Below are 17,007 nucleotides of genomic sequence, written 5' to 3'. Positions count from 1 at the left end.
CCAATACAAACAGTCAATGAACGCTTAAACTTCAACTAAGTCTTATCATCACCAGGAAACGCACAATGGGTTTGAATGCGCTGGATCTTGGAGTCATCGTTGCCTACCTGGTGGGGGTGACGCTCTTCGGATTGAGTTTTGGACGCAAGCAGCAAACCCTAAAAAATTACTTTCTTGCGGGAAACACCATTCCGTGGTGGGCCATCTCGCTCTCCATTGTGGCGGCGGAGACCAGTACGCTGACCGTCATCAGTGTGCCAGGAATGGCGTATGACAAGAACTTTACGTTTCTCCAACTGGTGCTCGGCTATCTGATCGGGCGCACCGTCGTCACTTTCATTTTCATCCCGCAGTACTTTCGTGGCGAGATGGTTACCGCATATCAACTGATGGAGCGGCGCTTCGGTCATACATTGCGGACTCTGACCGCGGGGATGTTTTTGCTGACGCGGGCGGCAGCGGAAGGTGTGCGTGTCTTTGCCGTTGCGATTGTTGTACGCATCGCACTCGGCGCTTGGCTTACCGGGCTCGATGATTTTCAGCGCGATTTTTGCGCCATTGCCATCGTGACCGTGCTTACGTTGATCTACACATTTGAAGGTGGCATGGCGGCCGTGATCTGGACCGACGTTGTGCAACTGACGATCTATGTGGCAGGCACAGTGGTTGGCTTCTTCACGATTCTGCACTTGGTGCCTGGCGGCTGGGACACCGTGCATGCTGTGGCTGGTCAAGCCGGGAAGTTTCGCGTATTCGATCTCTCGTGGAATCTCAATACAACTTATACCCTGTGGTCGGGAGTGCTGGGCGGGGCCTTTCTAACCACCGCGAGCCATGGAACTGACCAGCTAATCGTGCAGAGACTTCTCTCTGCGCGTAACGCGCGGCAATCTCAGATAGCGTTGCTCTCCAGCGGGATCGTCATTCTCTTTCAGTTCTCGTTGTTTCTGTTGGTTGGCACAATGCTGTTTGTGTTTTACCGCGTCTTTCCTTCAACTGTAGCTTTCACCCGCACAGACACCATATTCCCGACGTTTGTGGTCACTCGCATGCCACACGGAGTAAGTGGGTTGCTGATCTCGGCCATTCTCGCCGCGTCCATGTCCAATTTAAGCGCCGCCTTGAACTCGCTCTCATCGACCACGATCGTTGATTTCTATGCGCGCCTGCGCCCCCACTCATCGGAGAAGCACCGCGTGCAGGTTTCAAGAATTGCCGTGGTGGGATGGGCTGCATTGTTGTTCGGGTTGGCGCTGCTCGCGCGCAATGGTGGCAAGGTGCTCGAAATGGGCCTCTCGATTGCATCGGTAGCCTACGGTGCACTGCTCGGGGTCTTTCTCCTGGGAGTCTTGACGCGCACGACCACCGAACGCGGCGCAATGATAGGGATGGTCGGTGGATTTGCCTTGAATCTCTACTTATGGCTATGCACGGGTATATCGTTCACCTGGTATGTGCTAATGGGCAGCGTGACAACATTCGCGATTGGTTACGGTGCAAGCCGTGTTATGCCTCGAAATGAAAACATAAGCCAGGCTGAGGAACTGAGATGAAATTGAAGAAACTGACAACAGAAAGCCGCAATCGTGATACGGAAAAACTCGATACCATGACCGCTCTCGAATTAGTTACGGCGATGAACCGCGAAGATGCAGCTGTACCGCGTGCCATCGAACGTGTGTTGCCGGAGATTGCAAAGGCAGTCGACCTCATTGCGGGCCGTCTGGCCACAGGCGGACGACTTATCTATGTTGGCTCAGGAACGAGTGGACGCATTGGGGCTCTCGACGCATCGGAGTGTCCTCCAACATTCAGTACGAACCCGGAGATGGTTCAGTTCCTCATCGCAGGTGGTGAATCGGCTCTGACGCAATCGTCGGAGGGGAGTGAAGACTCCGAGGAAATGGGGCGCAGTGACATAGCTGCACGCGATCCCGGCGATTGCGATGTTGTCGTGGGGCTTGCCGCCAGTGGGTGTACGCCATACACCATCAGTGCGCTCCAGTATGCCGGGAGCAAAGGAGCCACAACCGTAGCCATCGCCTGCAATCATGACTCCGCCCTCGGCAGGGCAGCCGACATACAGATTGAAGTTGAAGTGGGACCGGAAGCGTTGACCGGTTCGTCGAGACTGAAAGCCGGTACAGCACAGAAGCTGATCTGCAATATGCTGACCACTGGTGCAATGGCCAGGATGGGTTATGTCTACAGCAATTTGATGGTCAATCTACATTTGACGAATAAGAAACTGCTGGAGCGCGGCATCGTGATTCTGGAATCCCTGGCAAACGTCAGTCGCGATGCAGCTCTTCAAGTGTTGGAGACCGCGGACATGAGTGTTCCTGTTGCACTGGTGATGCTGAAGGCGAATGCAAACAAGAGTGAGTCGCTGGAACGGCTGCGCAAGGCAAAGGGCAATGTACGCAAGGCAATTGAGGGTTAATATGTTGAAATCGTTGAAGGTAATTCGGCGTTGCCGGAAGATATTGTGTCTCCTGGTCTTATCTCTCGCAGCAATTGGTCAGCTGCATCTCCTTGCGCAAAATTCGACGCCCGCTAAACAGTCGCGTTTTGCGGCGATCGACGTCATCATGGAAGAAGCTGTTGCCGAAGGGAATATCCCAGGTGGCGTCGTACTCATCGGACATGACGGCAAAGTTGTCTATCGCAAGGCGTATGGATGGCGTTCGATTGAACCGACGCGCGAGGTCATGACGCCAGACACAATATTCGACTTAGCGTCTCTGACCAAGTGCATCGCAACGACCTCGTCCGTAATGAAGCTCGTTCAAGAGGGAAGAATTCGCCTCAATGCACCGGTGGCCTCTTATCTGCCCGAGTTCGCGCAGAACGGAAAAGGGGACATCACCGTCAGAGAGCTATTGACGCACTTTTCAGGTCTGCGCCCCGACCTTGATTTAAAGGAGCCATGGCAAGGCCGCTACATGGCATATAACATGGCCATGCAGGAAAAGCCTGCTTTTCCTGCTGGCACACGCTTCGTCTACAGCGACATCAATTTTGAGACACTCGGTTTTCTGGTCGAGAAGGTCTCCGGCATGCCGCTAAACGACTACGCACAAACAAATATTTTTGCGCCACTGGGCATGAACGAAACGCGCTATCTACCCCCCAGCGAGTGGTCGTCGCGTATTGCTCCAACGCAATACGATGAGCAGGGCAAGATGCTGCGCGGCATAGTCCATGACCCAACGGCGCGGCGGATGGACGGCGTTGCAGGACATGCGGGCCTATTCTCTACCGCAGACGATCTGGCGAAGTTTGCACAAGAACTACTAGGCGGAGATAGAGTCCTTAGCCGGCTGATCGTGGAGAAGATGTCCACTCCGCAGCAGCCAGCAACAGCGCCAACACTGCGCGGATTGGGTTGGGATATCGATTCTCCCTTCGCCACCAATCGCGGGGAACTGCTGCCGGTGGGGTCTTACGGACACACTGGTTTCACTGGCACCTCGCTTTGGATCGATCCGGTCACGAACACTTACATTATTATCTTGACCAATGCTGTTCATCCCAACGGTCACGGATCAGTCGTTTCGCTGCGCACCCGCATAGCGAATGCTGTTACCGCGTCGCTCGAACTTACTGTCAGTGAGAAAGAAAAGCTTCGTCTTGCACGCATCACCGGATACAACGAATCCATCATGGCGGAGCGGCGTGTAACCGTGCGCAACGGTGAAGTAAAGACTGGCATCGACGTGCTGGAAGACCACGGATTCAGCGAGCTTCACCCGAATCCAAGCCATCCCATACGAATCGGATTGGTGACCAATCAGACCGCTTTGGATTCGCACGGCCAACGGACAGCCGACGCTCTGGCGCATACTCTAGGACTGCAACTCGCCGCGATCTTCAGCCCAGAGCATGGCGTTGCTGGCGCGCTTGACACAACGGAGATCGGCAACTCAAAGGACGCGGCTACCGGCGTGCCTATCTATAGCGTTTACGGCGACACGGATGCAAAGCGCAGGCCCTCGGAGACGCAACTCGCCGGTCTGGATGCGATTGTCTACGACATTCAGGACATTGGCGCACGCTTCTACACATACGAAAGCACGCTCGGCTATTTTCTCGAAGCAGCGGCGAAGTCGGGCAAAGAGGTTGTTGTACTCGATCGACCGAATCCGATCGGCGGCTTTGCAGTACAAGGTCCCATCGCCGATGCGGGACGTGAGGCATTTGTCAGTTATTGGAAGACCCCTGTGCGTCACGGCATGACGGTTGGAGAACTGGCGCGGATGTTCAACGGCGAGCGAGCCATCGGCGCAAAGCTAACCGTGGTTCCAATGGAAGGATGGATGCGCGGCGATTGGTACGACTCAACCGGTATGGTGTGGATCGACCCTTCTCCGAATATCCGTAGTCTTACCGAGGCGACGCTCTATCCCGGCATTGGAATGATCGAAGGCTCGAATATTTCCGTTGGCCGCGGAACCGGCACACCGTTTGAGTTGCTCGGCGCACCATGGGTCGATCCGGCGGCGCTTGCCCAGTATTTGAACGAAAGAGCGATAAATGGCGTGCGCTTTATCCCTCTTCACTTCACTCCCAATGCTTCTATCTATGCCAATCAAAAGTGTGGCGGCGTGAATATCATCCTTACCGACCGCGAAGCTCTCGATGCGCCTGAACTTGGGTTGGAGATCGCCAGCGCCTTGCACCATCTCTATCCCGGCCAATACAAAGTCACTGCGCTCGACGGCTTAATGCGCAACAAAGCCTCATTGGACGCGCTCACAGATGGGCAGGATCCAAGACGGATTGCCGAAGACTGGCAGGATGCTCTTGAGGTCTTCAAGCCCATACGCGCGAGGTATCTCCTCTACTGAGCCGCGCTATCGTACACCGAATACCGAATCGAAGTAAGCTTCCGTTCGGCTCAGGCAGTCGCGGTTTAACTAGGTTGTTTAAAGAAGGAGCATTGTGACCGTTACAAAATGTGTCTCTGGCGTTCCATGCCAGTCGAAGATCGCGGGTAACATCTCAATATTTGTCAAACGAACAAGCAGTCTTCTCACTGCCGGTATTTGGATCATTGCTTTGTTCATGCCGATGGCGCGAACTGGCTGGGCACAGGAGTCTGTTCCACATCCGAACTTTGTTGTGGCAAAGCCCGTCATCAATATGTTCGCGAAAGCGGAGGACAATAGCGAAGTCATATCGCAAACTATCTACGGGACGGATGTAGCGACGCTCGAAAAGCACGCAGACTGGTATAACATCCGCACTGCGGACGGATACACAGGATGGGTCGAGGCGTCCGGTTTGAAGGCACTCGATGCCGGAACGTACGCCCCCGACGATCGATTGGTACGAGTCGCGGGACTGAGCGTCAACATTTATCGCGATCCAGACGTGACCACACACGCCCCTGTGCTCCAATTGCCATGGGAAGCGCGTCTGGAGTTGACCTCTGAAAAACGAGATCGCTCCTCACGCTGGCTGCAGGTCCGCTTGGTCGACGGACAAACAGCGTGGGTACAACAAGGAGACGTAGCACAAGATGTCTCTCCGCTGACCATCGACGAGATGCTTCAGTTGGCGAGGAGATTTCTCGGCATCACTTACACCTGGGGTGGCGTCAGCAGCTTCGGTTTCGACTGCTCCGGGTTTACGCAAATGCTGGAGCGCCAGCGTGGAATCATCATGCCCCGCGACGCAGATATTCAAGCTGCCTGGAGCGGTGTGACAGCGGTTGAGCGCAAAGATCTGCAACCGGGAGACCTGTTGTTCTTTGGCGGGAGCACCGGCAAGATCACCCACACTGGAATGTATATTGGCGGCGGCCAGTTCATCCATGACACAACACACGAGCATCCAGGCGTTCAAATCAGCCGCCTGGATGACATGCCCTGGACAAAGATTTTGGTCGCGGCGAGGAGAGTAAAGTGATGAATAGACGAGATTGGATAAAGACTGCGGGTGCGGCTGGCCTGGCTTCGATGCTGCCAGCAGAGGTGATAGGGATGCAATCCAAGCCATCGCAGGATAAGTGCGACGTCCAGAGCGGCCTGAAGCGTCTGATGCTGCGCCACACCTGGACCACGACCATGTCTTCCAGCGCGTATCGAGATACGGTGCAGGTTCAGTACCGGCGAGATGGAATCACCGGTTATGGCGAGGGGGCTCCCATTATTCGCTACAAGGAATTTCCGGAAGAGGCCCGCAAGGCTATCGAAGCGATCGCTTCTCAGATCGTCGCGGGCGATCCTCTCATGTATCAAAAGTATCTTGCGCAGTTGCGCGGCTTACTCGGCAGTCATCAACACGCAGCTATGGCAGCCGTCGACATTGCTATCTTCGATTGGCTCGGCAAGAAGATGGGAGTTCCACTCTATCAATTCCTCGGACTTGATCCTGCCGATGCTCCGATCACAGATTTTTCCATCGGGATTGATACGCCCGAGATCACCCGCCAGAAGACCCGCGAGGCCGCGGACTTTCCCGTACTGAAGGTCAAGGTAGGGCTGCAATCCGACGAGGAGACGATCGAAGCTGTACGCAGCGTTACAAAGAAGCCGATTCGCGTGGATGCCAACGAGGGATGGATAGATAAGGAAGAGGCCATTCGCAAAATCAACTGGCTTGAGACGCAGGGGATCGAATATGTAGAACAACCCATGCCGGCACATATGATCGAAGAAACAAAGTATGTGCGCAGCAAGGTTCACCTCCCTATCTTCGCCGATGAAGCCTGCACGGATATCAATATGATTCCCCATCTTACCGAAGCCTTCGACGGTATCAATGTAAAGCTCGACAAGGCGGGCGGCATCCTGGAGTCCCTTCGATGGATTCAGGTAGCTCGGGCGATGAACTTGAAGGTGATGCTCGGCTGCATGGTCTCTAGTTCCTGTTCGATTACGGCAGCCGCGCACTTGTCGCCTCTGGTGGATCATGCAGATCTAGACGGCAACCTTCTGGTGGCAAATGATCCCTGGGTCGGTGTCCGAGTGGAAAAGGGAAAGCTTCTGTTGCCCTCGGGGCCGGGACTAGGACTGACCACGTCGCATGGCTAAAGAGACCGCGCGGTAAACGCCGCTCGAATGCCGAAGTGTCCGCCTATCCACGCTGCACTTCGGTAGCTTCAAGGATTACACCGATCTCTGGCTTAACTGATGCTCGTTCTATGGGAAGCGACTGGGTAGAAATCTTATCCGAGCTCGATTGATTGCTTCATTGGAATATCGCCTTTGTTCGAAATGGCTCCTCCGGGCTATGATGGATAGCACCGCCCTCAGTTCCATATTCATAAGTCGGAAAGAGTGGAATTCGTGTATACCGAGTCAGGGCGCTCTACCGGTTACATAGATCTTCATGAACTCTCACCACGGGTGTACCAGGAAGGCAAATGGACGGAAATAAGAAGCGACGCCCGTTACCGCTGGACCGCAGAAGCGGCATTCCTCTTTACCACCAGATTCAGCAGCGCTTGATGGATCAGATCCGATCTGGTGAGATCAAAGAGGGCGAACCTGTCCCTTCGATTCAGAAAATCGCCGCCCGGATGGGGGTCAGTCAAATGACCGTCCGCCAGGCCGTCAAGGCGCTGTGCGATCTTGGTGTGATTTACAGTCGTCAGGGCAAGGGCACATTTATCTCTGGGATAAAAATCGAGAGAGATTTCCGTCACGTACTCTCCTTCAGCGAAGAGATGAAAGATCGGGGCGCGACCCCTCACTCCGAGCTTCTGTCGTTCAAGATTCAGCTACCAAACCAGGAGACGAGAGATGCGTTGAGGTTGGGCGAGAAGGAAAAGGTCTTCTGCCTGCGCCGCGTTCGTTATGCGGATTCTCTGCCGATGGGGATTGAGTCCAGCTGCCTGCCCACGCATCTCTGTCCGAATCTGCTCGAGACCTACGATCCTGCTATGTCGCTGTACGAGGAGTTGGCCGAGCAATACGGGATACAAGTGATTGTCACGGATGAGGTCATTGAAGTGGGCAAGGCGAGTGCCGAAGAAGCACGGCTTCTTCAGATTCATCCGAGGAGCCCCATCTTCTTGTTTACCAGAGTTTCTTACCTCGAAGATGGAAAGCCGGCTGAGCACGTAAAGTCATCCTACAGAGGAGATCGCTATAGAATCGTCAATCGACTAATGCGCGCTAAACGCGAACTGACTCCTTCGCCGCTAATGACATGAGAACTACCAGGGCAGCATGGAAGGACGCATCGGAATTACAAAGACTACGAACCATGCCAGTGGAGATTTAACCGGGCATATGCCCGTTGTGTGATACGTCTCAATCGCTATGCGAAATTATGTCGGGCATGTTTTTCTGCCGCTTGCCAATCGTGCAATTTGGAGGAGATGATAAATATCAATGAACAGTCAATCATCTAGAGGTCTATTTCAAGCAGTGTTGTTGGGAATGTACTTTGGGTTTGCAACATACATTGCGAGCGCTCAACCGGTTTCCGAAAACCTCACGGCACAAGTTGATCAAATAGTCGCAGCCCATCAGGGGAAAGTTGCCCTCTATGCGGAGGCTCTGGCTACGCACCAAGTCCTCGCAGTCCATGCCGATGTTCCGGTGCAGACTGCGTCCGTTATCAAACTCGCCATGTTGTATGAAGCTCTGGAAGAGATCCGCGCTGGTAAAGCCCGTTGGGACGAACCCATCGTCTTGAAAAAAGAAGACCAGGTTGGAGGTTCAGGCATTCTCCAATTTCTAGATGCTCCTCTTACGCTAACCTTGCGGGATGTCTTGACTTTGATGATCGACCTTAGCGATAACACCGCAACGAACCTGATGATCGACCGCTTTGACGTGGCGAGCGTGAATACGCGCATGGAGTCGATTGGTCTGCCAAATACGCATCTCTACAAGAAGATCTTTAAGCCCTCCACCGAGCCAATGCCGGCCGATCAACCAAAATTTGGCCTGGGAAAGACAACCGCACATGAGATGGCTTCACTGATTACCCGTTTCAGCCGATGCGAGCTTTCCAGTGGCGCCCCGACAGCTTCCGACCTATCGCTCTGCTCCACAGCGGTCGAAATGCTACAGCATCAGTTCTATCGAGACGCCATCCCACGGTACCTGGAGTCGCTCGACAGCAGCGAACACGGAACAGCCATTGCGAATAAGACTGGCTCCTTAAATGCCGTACGCAACGACGTAGCTCTCATTGGAACGAAAAAGGGCCTTCTTGTTCTGTCTGTCTTCACCTACGACAATGTGGATCAGAGTTGGCAAAGCGATAACTCCGCCGAATTGATGATGGGCAGGCTGGCAAAAACAATTATCCAATCCTGGGCGCCCGATGGCCTTTCTCCGGATACTCTGAAACAGGTCCCAGCAACGCGCTAATCGACATTCGTATGCTGATCAATAAACTTCCACTTTGCCGCTCGTGATTCAGCCTTGACGAATGAGTTGGCGGTTTGGCTTCGACTGAAATTCAGGGGCAAAAGAAGGGATCATCCTTTTAGAGATCAGGAACATAATCCAATTATTCGTCGCCGGAGTTTTCATCCCGCTTTTGATGCAGCTAGCCAATTTCTAAGTCTTCTAGGTCGCCCAGTTACTAGTGATAGGTGTCGAGGCTGATCTTCAACTCCGCCGCAGCCTCCGCCTACGGGGTGCATGCCCCAACGAGGGAGCGAGCGTACGAATTGTGTCTTGGACTGCACGCCGTTTGTGGCGTGCGCTATCTCGGAGCCCGGTCCACGCTGCGTAGATTGTCCAGAATTGCTCCTCGAATGCGGATCTGTACATAACTGAAGTTTGGCGGCGTGCTGATGGGCGACATAGTGTGCAGCCCATATGACAAGCGCATAGGCCGACAAGGAGACGCAATGATTTTGGACTTATTTGACTGCGCCATGGGATAGCTGGTTTAAAAGCCTCCTGACGTTCGCCCAGGCCTGCGATGTCACTGCTGATTGGTCGTGCAAGACTGCTATGTGTCATATGTGCGAGTAGGCGCTTCTCGATGGAAATGTTCGCTATGCACAGAGCCCCTCTATCGGTCCGCAATGGGCCATATTCAGTCAAGAATTGAACCCTCATTCCTATTTGACCATCCAGTCAGTCAGCAGTATCATCATAGGCAGGGGATTCCGTGAGATACACAGCGACTGCCGAGAACAGACCTCATCGCACACAGACGCGGGACCGAGAGGTGACCGTGCCGGCTATTCTGGACGCGGCAGAGATTGAGTTCGCCACAAAGGGTTTCGCCGCGGCGCGAACGGAGAGCATCGCGACGCGGGCAAATGTGGTCAAGGGTCTGATTTTTCATTACTTCAAGAGCAAAGAAGGGCTCTATGAGGCGGTTCTCATGCGGGCCTACCAGCCACTTAGCGAGGCACTCGATAAGTCTCTCGAGAAGAACCTCAACGCCACGGATGCTTTGCTGAGTTTTATCGAGAGACTGCTCGCCGCAATGACGGAGCACCCATTGTCGCCCGTTATCTTTATGTTGGAGAGCATTCAAGGTGGGGGCGAGCACTTTCGCAAGTTAGGAATGCCTTCGCTCTATAGCCGAGTCGAAGTCTTGTTGAAGAAGGGGATTGCCTCGGGCGAGTTCAGAGAAATGGACCCCGGACATGGCGCCATCAACATTATTGGTCTGTGCGGCTTCTATTTTTGTGCGGCCAACAACCTCTCCCATATTCCAGGCAGAGGCCGTAACCCATTGAACAGGCAATCGTTGGCTAGGCATACAGCAGAAGTGATGGCCTTTGTCAGAAAAGGCACTACCTCGGGCAGCTAAAAAATGTGGAACTTTAATTGGTGTTGTCGCATCTTTTAGTTGACTAACCAGACAGTCAGTTGGCAATCAGGCATAAATCGCAATCGAAATTGATCGGCTGCCATTAGGGGATGACATCAAAAGCGTGCGGGGAAAAGTTATTGGACGATGGTGTTGACCGATACCTCGGTTTTGGTTAGGGAAGCTGATACCAAGGTATCGATCGATACCTTGGTCTAATGGCTTAGCCTCTGCGCTTAAGGCTTAATCTCAGCAGTTAGCACGAGTTTGATTCAGAAAAACGTGAACGACTTGATTCGTGTTCCGCGAGGTTCCAGTTGTATATCGGAGAGGCTTTCTCGATTTCCGCTAGCGCGGCTCACCAGTAGGAGGCGAGCTTCTTGCTGAAATCTACTGCGGCCGCGAAGCCACCAACTGAAACAAGGAAGAAATAGGGGGGATTTATGACAACCGCAGTCGCAGTAGCAACCATGAAAGCCGCCCAGGTGACCGCGGCTGGAGCCGGTCTTAAAATCGTCGAGCTGGAGATTCCCGATCCAGGCCCGGGACAGGTGCGCATCAAAGTTCAGGCCTGTGGCGTGTGCCGCAGCGATGCGATCATCGTCGAAGGCCGCCGGCCAGGAATTCCCTATCCGCGCGTTCCGGGCCATGAAGTGGCCGGCGTGGTGGATGCGCTCGGAACTGGAGTGGCTGAATGGCGAAAAGGCCAGCGCGTTGGCGTTGGCTGGCATGGCGGCCATGACGGCACTTGTTCCGAGTGCCGGCGCGGCGATTTCCGACTCTGCCGCAATGAGAAGAATCCTGGTATCAGTTATGACGGCGGCTATCAGGAGTACATGCTGGCGCCGGTCGAAGCATTAGTTTCGATTCCGGACAGTCTTAGCGACATCGATGCGGCACCGCTCTTGTGCGCTGGAGTTGCCACCTTCCAGGCTCTGCGGCGTGCGGGTGCACTGCCAGGCGACTTGGTTGTGGTGCAAGGGATCGGTGGACTCGGCCACCTCGGAATTCAATTCGCCAACAAGTTTGGCTACAAGGTGGCTGCGGTCGGGCGCGGCTCGCAAATTGAATCGCTGGCAATGAAACTCGGTGCCGATGTGTATATCGATAGCAAAGTGAAGAACCCAGCAGAGGAACTCCAAAAACTAGGTGGCGCAAGAGTCATTATCGCAACAGCGCCGGACTCCAAGGCATTGACCGAACTGATTGGCGGTTTGGGTCCGAACGGCAAGCTTCTCCTGATTGGCGTAACCTCCGATCCTATTGAGGTGGCTCCGCTTCAGCTCATCAGGGGCGGCAAGACTATTGAAGGATGGGCAGGGGTAACGCCGGCGGACTCGGATGACGCGCTTCGATTTGCCGAACTGCGAGGGGTACGCGCCATGATCGAAACCTATCCTCTGGAAAACGCTGCCGAAGCATATGCCCGCATGATGAGCGGCAACGCCGAGTTTCGCGTTGTGCTGACAATGTGATTGTGGCCAATTGCGACGAAGAGCAGCCTCACCTGCGTGGGGTCAGACGTCAATGCTCTGTCAGCAAGGGACAGACTCCCGCTTTTGGTTGACTGATCTACAGTCAATCAGTTGGGCGGGCTTAAACGGCGATCGAAATTGATCTGCTGTCATTAGGGGATGACACCAGAAGCGTTCGGGAAAAATTTAATGAGGATGGATTGTCCAAGAGCCTGGTATCGGTTAGCGGAGTGATACCAAGGTATTGGTCGACACCTTCGTCCAATGGATTTCCTTTCCCTCCTCATGGTGTGATCTTTCAAGAAACCTGTGCAACTTGTGATGACCTGCTTCCACAGAGCTTCCGAGGGATCGAACAGAGATGAATAACACTACAACAGACCTAAACGAAGAACCGGAGTTTCTCCAGCGAGGATCGGGTAAGCGGTACAGATACGGGAGTAAGCTTCTACTGCTTAGTTCTGCCCTTCTCTGCGGAGTAGGGGCTTCTGCGCAGTACAGCACGCCAGCCACGCCGGCGCCGTACAACCCGATTGCTCTAGCCGAGGTAACAGGAGCACCGCGAACAGCTGTTCAAGCCGGACAGACTAACGATCGCGCCTTGTCACAGAATCCGTATCTCGGAGGGGTTGCTGCGGGAAAACTCAGCGCAACGCCTGTGCAGCTTTCCCTTAATGACGCAGTCGCCTTCGGGCTGAAGCAAAATCTAGCTGGAGTTCTGGCTACGGATGCCGTTACAGACGCGCGGGGACAACGTTGGCAAGCGCTGAGCGAACTGCTCCCCCATGTCATCACCGATACAGGTTTCGGAGTTCATCAAGTCAATGTAAAGGCGGCCTTCGGTTTGACCATTCCCGGCGAACCTCCGATCATTGGCCCATTTGGCTATTTCGACTCGCGGGCGTATCTCACACAATCCGTCTTTGACTGGACCTCCATCGAGCGAGCGCGGTCTTCACAGGCGCTGCTGAAGTCGGCAGAGTTCAGCTCCAAAGATGCTCGCGAGCTTATCGTGCTTGTGATTGTTTCCAACTATTTGCTGGCGATCGCAGATCAATCCGAAGTTGAGTCTGCCACATCGCAACGAGACACAGCCAAGGCGCTTTTTCAACAAGCATCCGACCAGAAGACTGCGGGACTTGCTTCGACCGTAGACGTTCTGCGCTCTCAGGTCCAACTACAATCACGCGAGCAGAAACTGATTGTCGCGCAAAATAATTTAGCGAAGCAGAAATTGGTCTTGGCGCGAGCTATCGGCCTCCCATCTGGCCAAAAATTCGAGATAACCACCCAGATCCCTTACCAGGAGCTGACCCCCTCGGGGCTCGATGAGTCGATCCAGAGCGCGTACACGGATCGCGCCGATTTTCAGAGCCAGATGAATCAGGTCGGTTCGGCTGAGCTCGAGAGAAAAGCCGCTTCTGCCGAGCGGTATCCATCGTTAGGTGCAGAAGCCGACTACGGTCTATCTGGAGTCAACCCAGGCTCGTCGCACGGTACTGTTGATGCTGCTGCTACGCTCCGCATCCCTATTTTTCAGGGTGGCAGGGTACACGGAGATGTTCTCCGGGCTGACGCTTCGCTAACAAGGGAAAGGCAGCGACTGGAGGATTTACGAGCCAGGATCGATCAGGAGGTTCGTGACGCCTATCTCGATCTGGATGCGGCTGCGCAAGAAGTGTCTGTCGAGAAAAGCGCTGTAACGTTGGCCACTCGGAACCTTGAACAGTCTCGCGATCGATTCACTTCGGGAGTTACCGACAACATTGAAGTCGTTCAAGCGCAGGATGCGCTGGCAATCGCTAGTGACGCCTATATTGCCAGTCTTTACAGCTACAACCTTTCAAAAATATCTCTGGCGAGATCGACCGGCGTCGCGGAGTCACGCTTTGCTGAATACGTGGAGGGAAAATGAGTACGGCTGAGCAAAATCCAGTAATGAATACATCGCAAGCGATTCCGCCAGAGCAAAGCGCACCAGCGGACAACGGCGGCTCAGCTGACCAGTCGATCTCCGCTTATCCGAGGAGACGCTCTCACAAGCGTTGGATAATTCTTACCGCACTTGTTGTTCTGGCCGTTGGGGGCGCCTTCCTCTGGCGCTATCTTTCCGGCTTCGAATCTACTGACGATGCGCAGGTGGACGTCCATCTTTACCCTGTCAGCGCTCGCGTCCCTGGATACATCCAGAAAGTCAACGTAGACGACAACCAATGGGTCGATCAAGGTTCCACACTCGTGGAAATCGACCCAAAAGACTATGAAGTGGCGTTAGCAAGAGCCCAGGCAACGCTCGACACTTCAGAGGCTGCGGCGAAAAGTTCGAATATCGATGTGCCGATATCTTCCGTTGATACCTCAAGCCAATTGAAATTCACGTCCTCCGATATTAAGAATGCAGAGGCGGCAATCCAGGCCGCAGAAAAGCAAGCTGCTGCCGCACATGCCCGCGTTTTGGAAGCGCAAGCAGAAAATGTAAAGGCGCAAGATGACGTCGCCCGCTATCACTCGCTGCTCGCAAAGGAGGAGGTACCGAAGCAAGTATACGACCATGCTTATGCCGCTGCAGCGACGGATGTCGCCGCCATAGCTGCGGCAGAAGCTGACGAGGCCGCAGCCCAACAGGCTGTTGTCGAAGCGCGCAGCCGCCTGACCGAAGCTGAGGCGCGCTACGAAGATGCCCAGGCCGGCCCGCAGCGCGTTGGCTCAACGCGCGCCAAAGCCCTTTCTGCCACGGCAGATGTAAACCAGAAAAGGGCTGCTGTCGAGCAAGCGCAGTTGAACCTCGGATACACCAAAATATTTGCGCCTGTAGCCGGCGAAATCACAAAGAAAGTTGTCGTCGGATTGAATGTCGATCCGGGGGAACAGTTGCTCACTGTCACTCCTCTCGACCAGGTGTGGGTTACGGCAAACTTTAAAGAGACGCAGCTTAAGCATATGCGCGTGGGCCAGAAAGCGACGATTGAGCTCGACTCGAACGGCCGCACATACCACGCTCATGTCGACAGCATTGCGGGAGGAACGGGCCCCATTTACAGCTTGCTGCCACCCGAAAACGCAACTGGCAACTACGTGAAAATCGTTCAGCGTGTTCCCGTAAAGATCGTTCTCGAGCCTGGCGAAAATCGCGATCACCAGCTTCGGCCCGGTGAGAGCGTCGAAGCGAAAGTGTACCTGAGATGAGTGCCACAGCGCTGACTCTTCCGTCCGATCAGGTCGTCTGGCGCCCTAAGGTAAATCCTTGGGCGATTGCCGCCACTGTGTCGATGGCGGCGTTTATCGAGGTGCTGGATACGAGCGTTGCCAACGTTGCATTGCCTTACATCGCCGGAGGCCTGGGAGCCAGCTACGACGACAGCACCTGGGTACTCACCTCCTACCTTGCTGCGAACGCTATCGTCTTACCCATCAGCGGATGGCTCGCGGAGTTGATGGGCCGCAAGCGGTACTTCATGATGTCGCTAGCCATTTTCACTGTGAGTTCACTGCTTTGCGGGTTAGCGCCTAACCTGCCACTATTGCTGTTGTTTCGAGCTGTGCAGGGCATCGGCGGCGGCGGACTGCAACCGATGGCACAAGCCATTCTCAACGATACGTTTCCTCCGGAGCAGCGCGGCTCCGCGTTTGCTGTCTACGGCATTACTGCAGTTCTCGCCCCTACAGTCGGGCCGATGCTGGGAGGCTGGATTACTGATAACTATTCATGGCGCTGGATATTTTTCATCACGCTGCCCGTGGTGCTTCTGGCTCTTTATTTGACGCACACCTTGGTCGAAGATCCGCCGTTTCTCCGTCGCTTGAAGAGAGGGGGTATTCGGGTGGACTACATTGGAATATCCATGTTGACGTTGGGAGTGGGTTCGCTGCAGGTAGTTCTGGACAAGGGGCAGGAAGACGATTGGTTCGGCTCGCATTTCATCACGACCCTGGCGATAACCGCATCGGTTTGCCTGATCTCGCTGGTCATCTGGGAATGGTTCCGCAAAGAGCCGATCATCGATGTCCGCATGTTCAAGAGCTTCAACTTCGCGGCAGCGAACTTAATGATGTTCATGATGGGCTTCATGCTCTTCAGTACCCTCGTGTTGATTCCCGAGTTTTTGCAGACGCTGATGGGTTACACAGCAGAGCTTGCAGGTCTCGTTCTGTCCGGTGGCGGAGTTATCTTGTTGGTGATGATGCCCATTGTCGGCCGGCTTACATCAAAGATTCAAGCCCGATGGCTGATTGCGACTGGATGGCTCTGCCTTGCCATTGGGCTGTTCTATTGCGCGAACCAGATTGATTTATTCGTCAGCTTTAATTTTGCGATGTGGTTGCGTGTAGCCCAAGTGGTGGGAATTGGATTTCTATTTGTCCCTATCACGGCCGCGGGTTACATCGGAGTTCCTCCAGAGAAAGGCAATAGCGTCTCCGGCATGATCAACTTCATGCGCAATATCGGCGGCAGTATCGGAACTTCCGTCGTGACCACGATGATTGCCCGACGGGCTCAGTATCACCAGCAGATTCTCGTCGGCCATATCACTCCCGATTCCCCTGCATACCGTTCGGCACTCCATGCACTTGGCTCAAAAATCGGGCACTCCGGGCTTCGGGCAGCGGACGCTCACGACCAGGCAATTGCAAGATTCTACGAATTGGTGCATCAACAAGGCGGCGCACTGTCTTACATGGACATCTTTTGGGTCCTGGGCGCGCTCTGCTCCATCATGTTCGTTCTTGCGTTTTTCTTGAAGAAGAATGATCCAGGAGCGGGCGGAGATATCGCGGTGGGCTGAGGATA

At 54.3% G+C, this 17,007-nt stretch carries 12 protein-coding genes; all 12 read left to right on the top strand.

All coding sequences use genetic code 11. From position 1 onward, the window contains the following. Positions 1-65 precede the first annotated feature (65 nt). The 12 genes from OHL23_RS26765 (at position 66) to OHL23_RS26710 (ending at position 17,002) form a co-directional block, all read left to right on the top strand. On the top strand, positions 66-1,553 hold the full coding sequence (locus tag OHL23_RS26765; RefSeq protein WP_263355118.1) for a sodium:solute symporter: 1,488 nt from the start codon (positions 66-68) through the stop codon (positions 1,551-1,553). Continuing rightward, positions 1,550-2,443: an N-acetylmuramic acid 6-phosphate etherase gene (gene murQ / locus OHL23_RS26760; RefSeq protein ID WP_263355117.1), complete on the top strand. Its 894-nt coding sequence runs from the start codon at positions 1,550-1,552 to the stop codon at positions 2,441-2,443. The genes OHL23_RS26765 and murQ overlap by 4 nt, the downstream gene beginning before the upstream one ends. Before the next feature lies 1 nt (position 2,444). Next, complete coding sequence (locus tag OHL23_RS26755; protein ID WP_263355116.1) at positions 2,445-4,850, top strand: exo-beta-N-acetylmuramidase NamZ domain-containing protein; 2,406 nt, start codon at positions 2,445-2,447, stop codon at positions 4,848-4,850. 94 nt (positions 4,851-4,944) lie between these two features. After that, complete coding sequence (locus OHL23_RS26750) at positions 4,945-5,913, top strand: C40 family peptidase (protein WP_263355115.1); 969 nt, start codon at positions 4,945-4,947, stop codon at positions 5,911-5,913. Further along, positions 5,913-7,040, top strand: a complete 1,128-nt coding sequence (locus OHL23_RS26745) for a dipeptide epimerase (protein ID WP_263355114.1) — start codon at positions 5,913-5,915, stop codon at positions 7,038-7,040. The genes OHL23_RS26750 and OHL23_RS26745 overlap by 1 nt, the downstream gene beginning before the upstream one ends. Before the next feature lie 332 nt (positions 7,041-7,372). Continuing rightward, complete coding sequence (locus OHL23_RS26740; protein ID WP_263355113.1) at positions 7,373-8,164, top strand: GntR family transcriptional regulator; 792 nt, start codon at positions 7,373-7,375, stop codon at positions 8,162-8,164. A gap of 181 nt (positions 8,165-8,345) precedes the next feature. After that, complete coding sequence (locus tag OHL23_RS26735) at positions 8,346-9,335, top strand: serine hydrolase (RefSeq protein WP_263355112.1); 990 nt, start codon at positions 8,346-8,348, stop codon at positions 9,333-9,335. A 754-nt stretch (positions 9,336-10,089) separates the two neighbouring features. Beyond that, positions 10,090-10,743, top strand: coding sequence for a TetR/AcrR family transcriptional regulator (locus OHL23_RS26730; RefSeq protein WP_263355111.1), 654 nt, complete (start codon positions 10,090-10,092; stop codon positions 10,741-10,743). 443 nt (positions 10,744-11,186) lie between these two features. After that, positions 11,187-12,218 carry an alcohol dehydrogenase gene (locus OHL23_RS26725; protein WP_263355110.1) on the top strand — a complete coding sequence of 344 codons (1,032 nt, stop codon included), beginning with the start codon at positions 11,187-11,189 and terminating at the stop codon, positions 12,216-12,218. Between the two features lie 361 nt (positions 12,219-12,579). After that, positions 12,580-14,133 (top strand): TolC family protein, encoded by a 1,554-nt coding sequence (locus OHL23_RS26720; protein ID WP_263355109.1) that lies wholly within the window; start codon positions 12,580-12,582, stop codon positions 14,131-14,133. Further along, a complete protein-coding gene (locus tag OHL23_RS26715) occupies positions 14,130-15,404 on the top strand; it encodes an HlyD family secretion protein (protein ID WP_263355108.1) in 1,275 nt (424 codons plus the stop codon). The genes OHL23_RS26720 and OHL23_RS26715 overlap by 4 nt, the downstream gene beginning before the upstream one ends. Continuing rightward, complete coding sequence (locus OHL23_RS26710) at positions 15,401-17,002, top strand: DHA2 family efflux MFS transporter permease subunit (RefSeq protein ID WP_263355107.1); 1,602 nt, start codon at positions 15,401-15,403, stop codon at positions 17,000-17,002. Before OHL23_RS26715 ends, OHL23_RS26710 begins: the two co-directional genes overlap by 4 nt. The last annotated feature ends 5 nt before the right edge of the window (positions 17,003-17,007 follow it).

Origin of the sequence: Acidicapsa acidisoli (assembly GCF_025685625.1) — a bacterium.
GTDB classification, from domain to species: domain Bacteria; phylum Acidobacteriota; class Terriglobia; order Terriglobales; family Acidobacteriaceae; genus Acidicapsa; species Acidicapsa acidisoli.
Note: the sequence above shows the minus strand (reverse complement) of the source record. Positions and strands in the feature narration are given on the sequence as shown.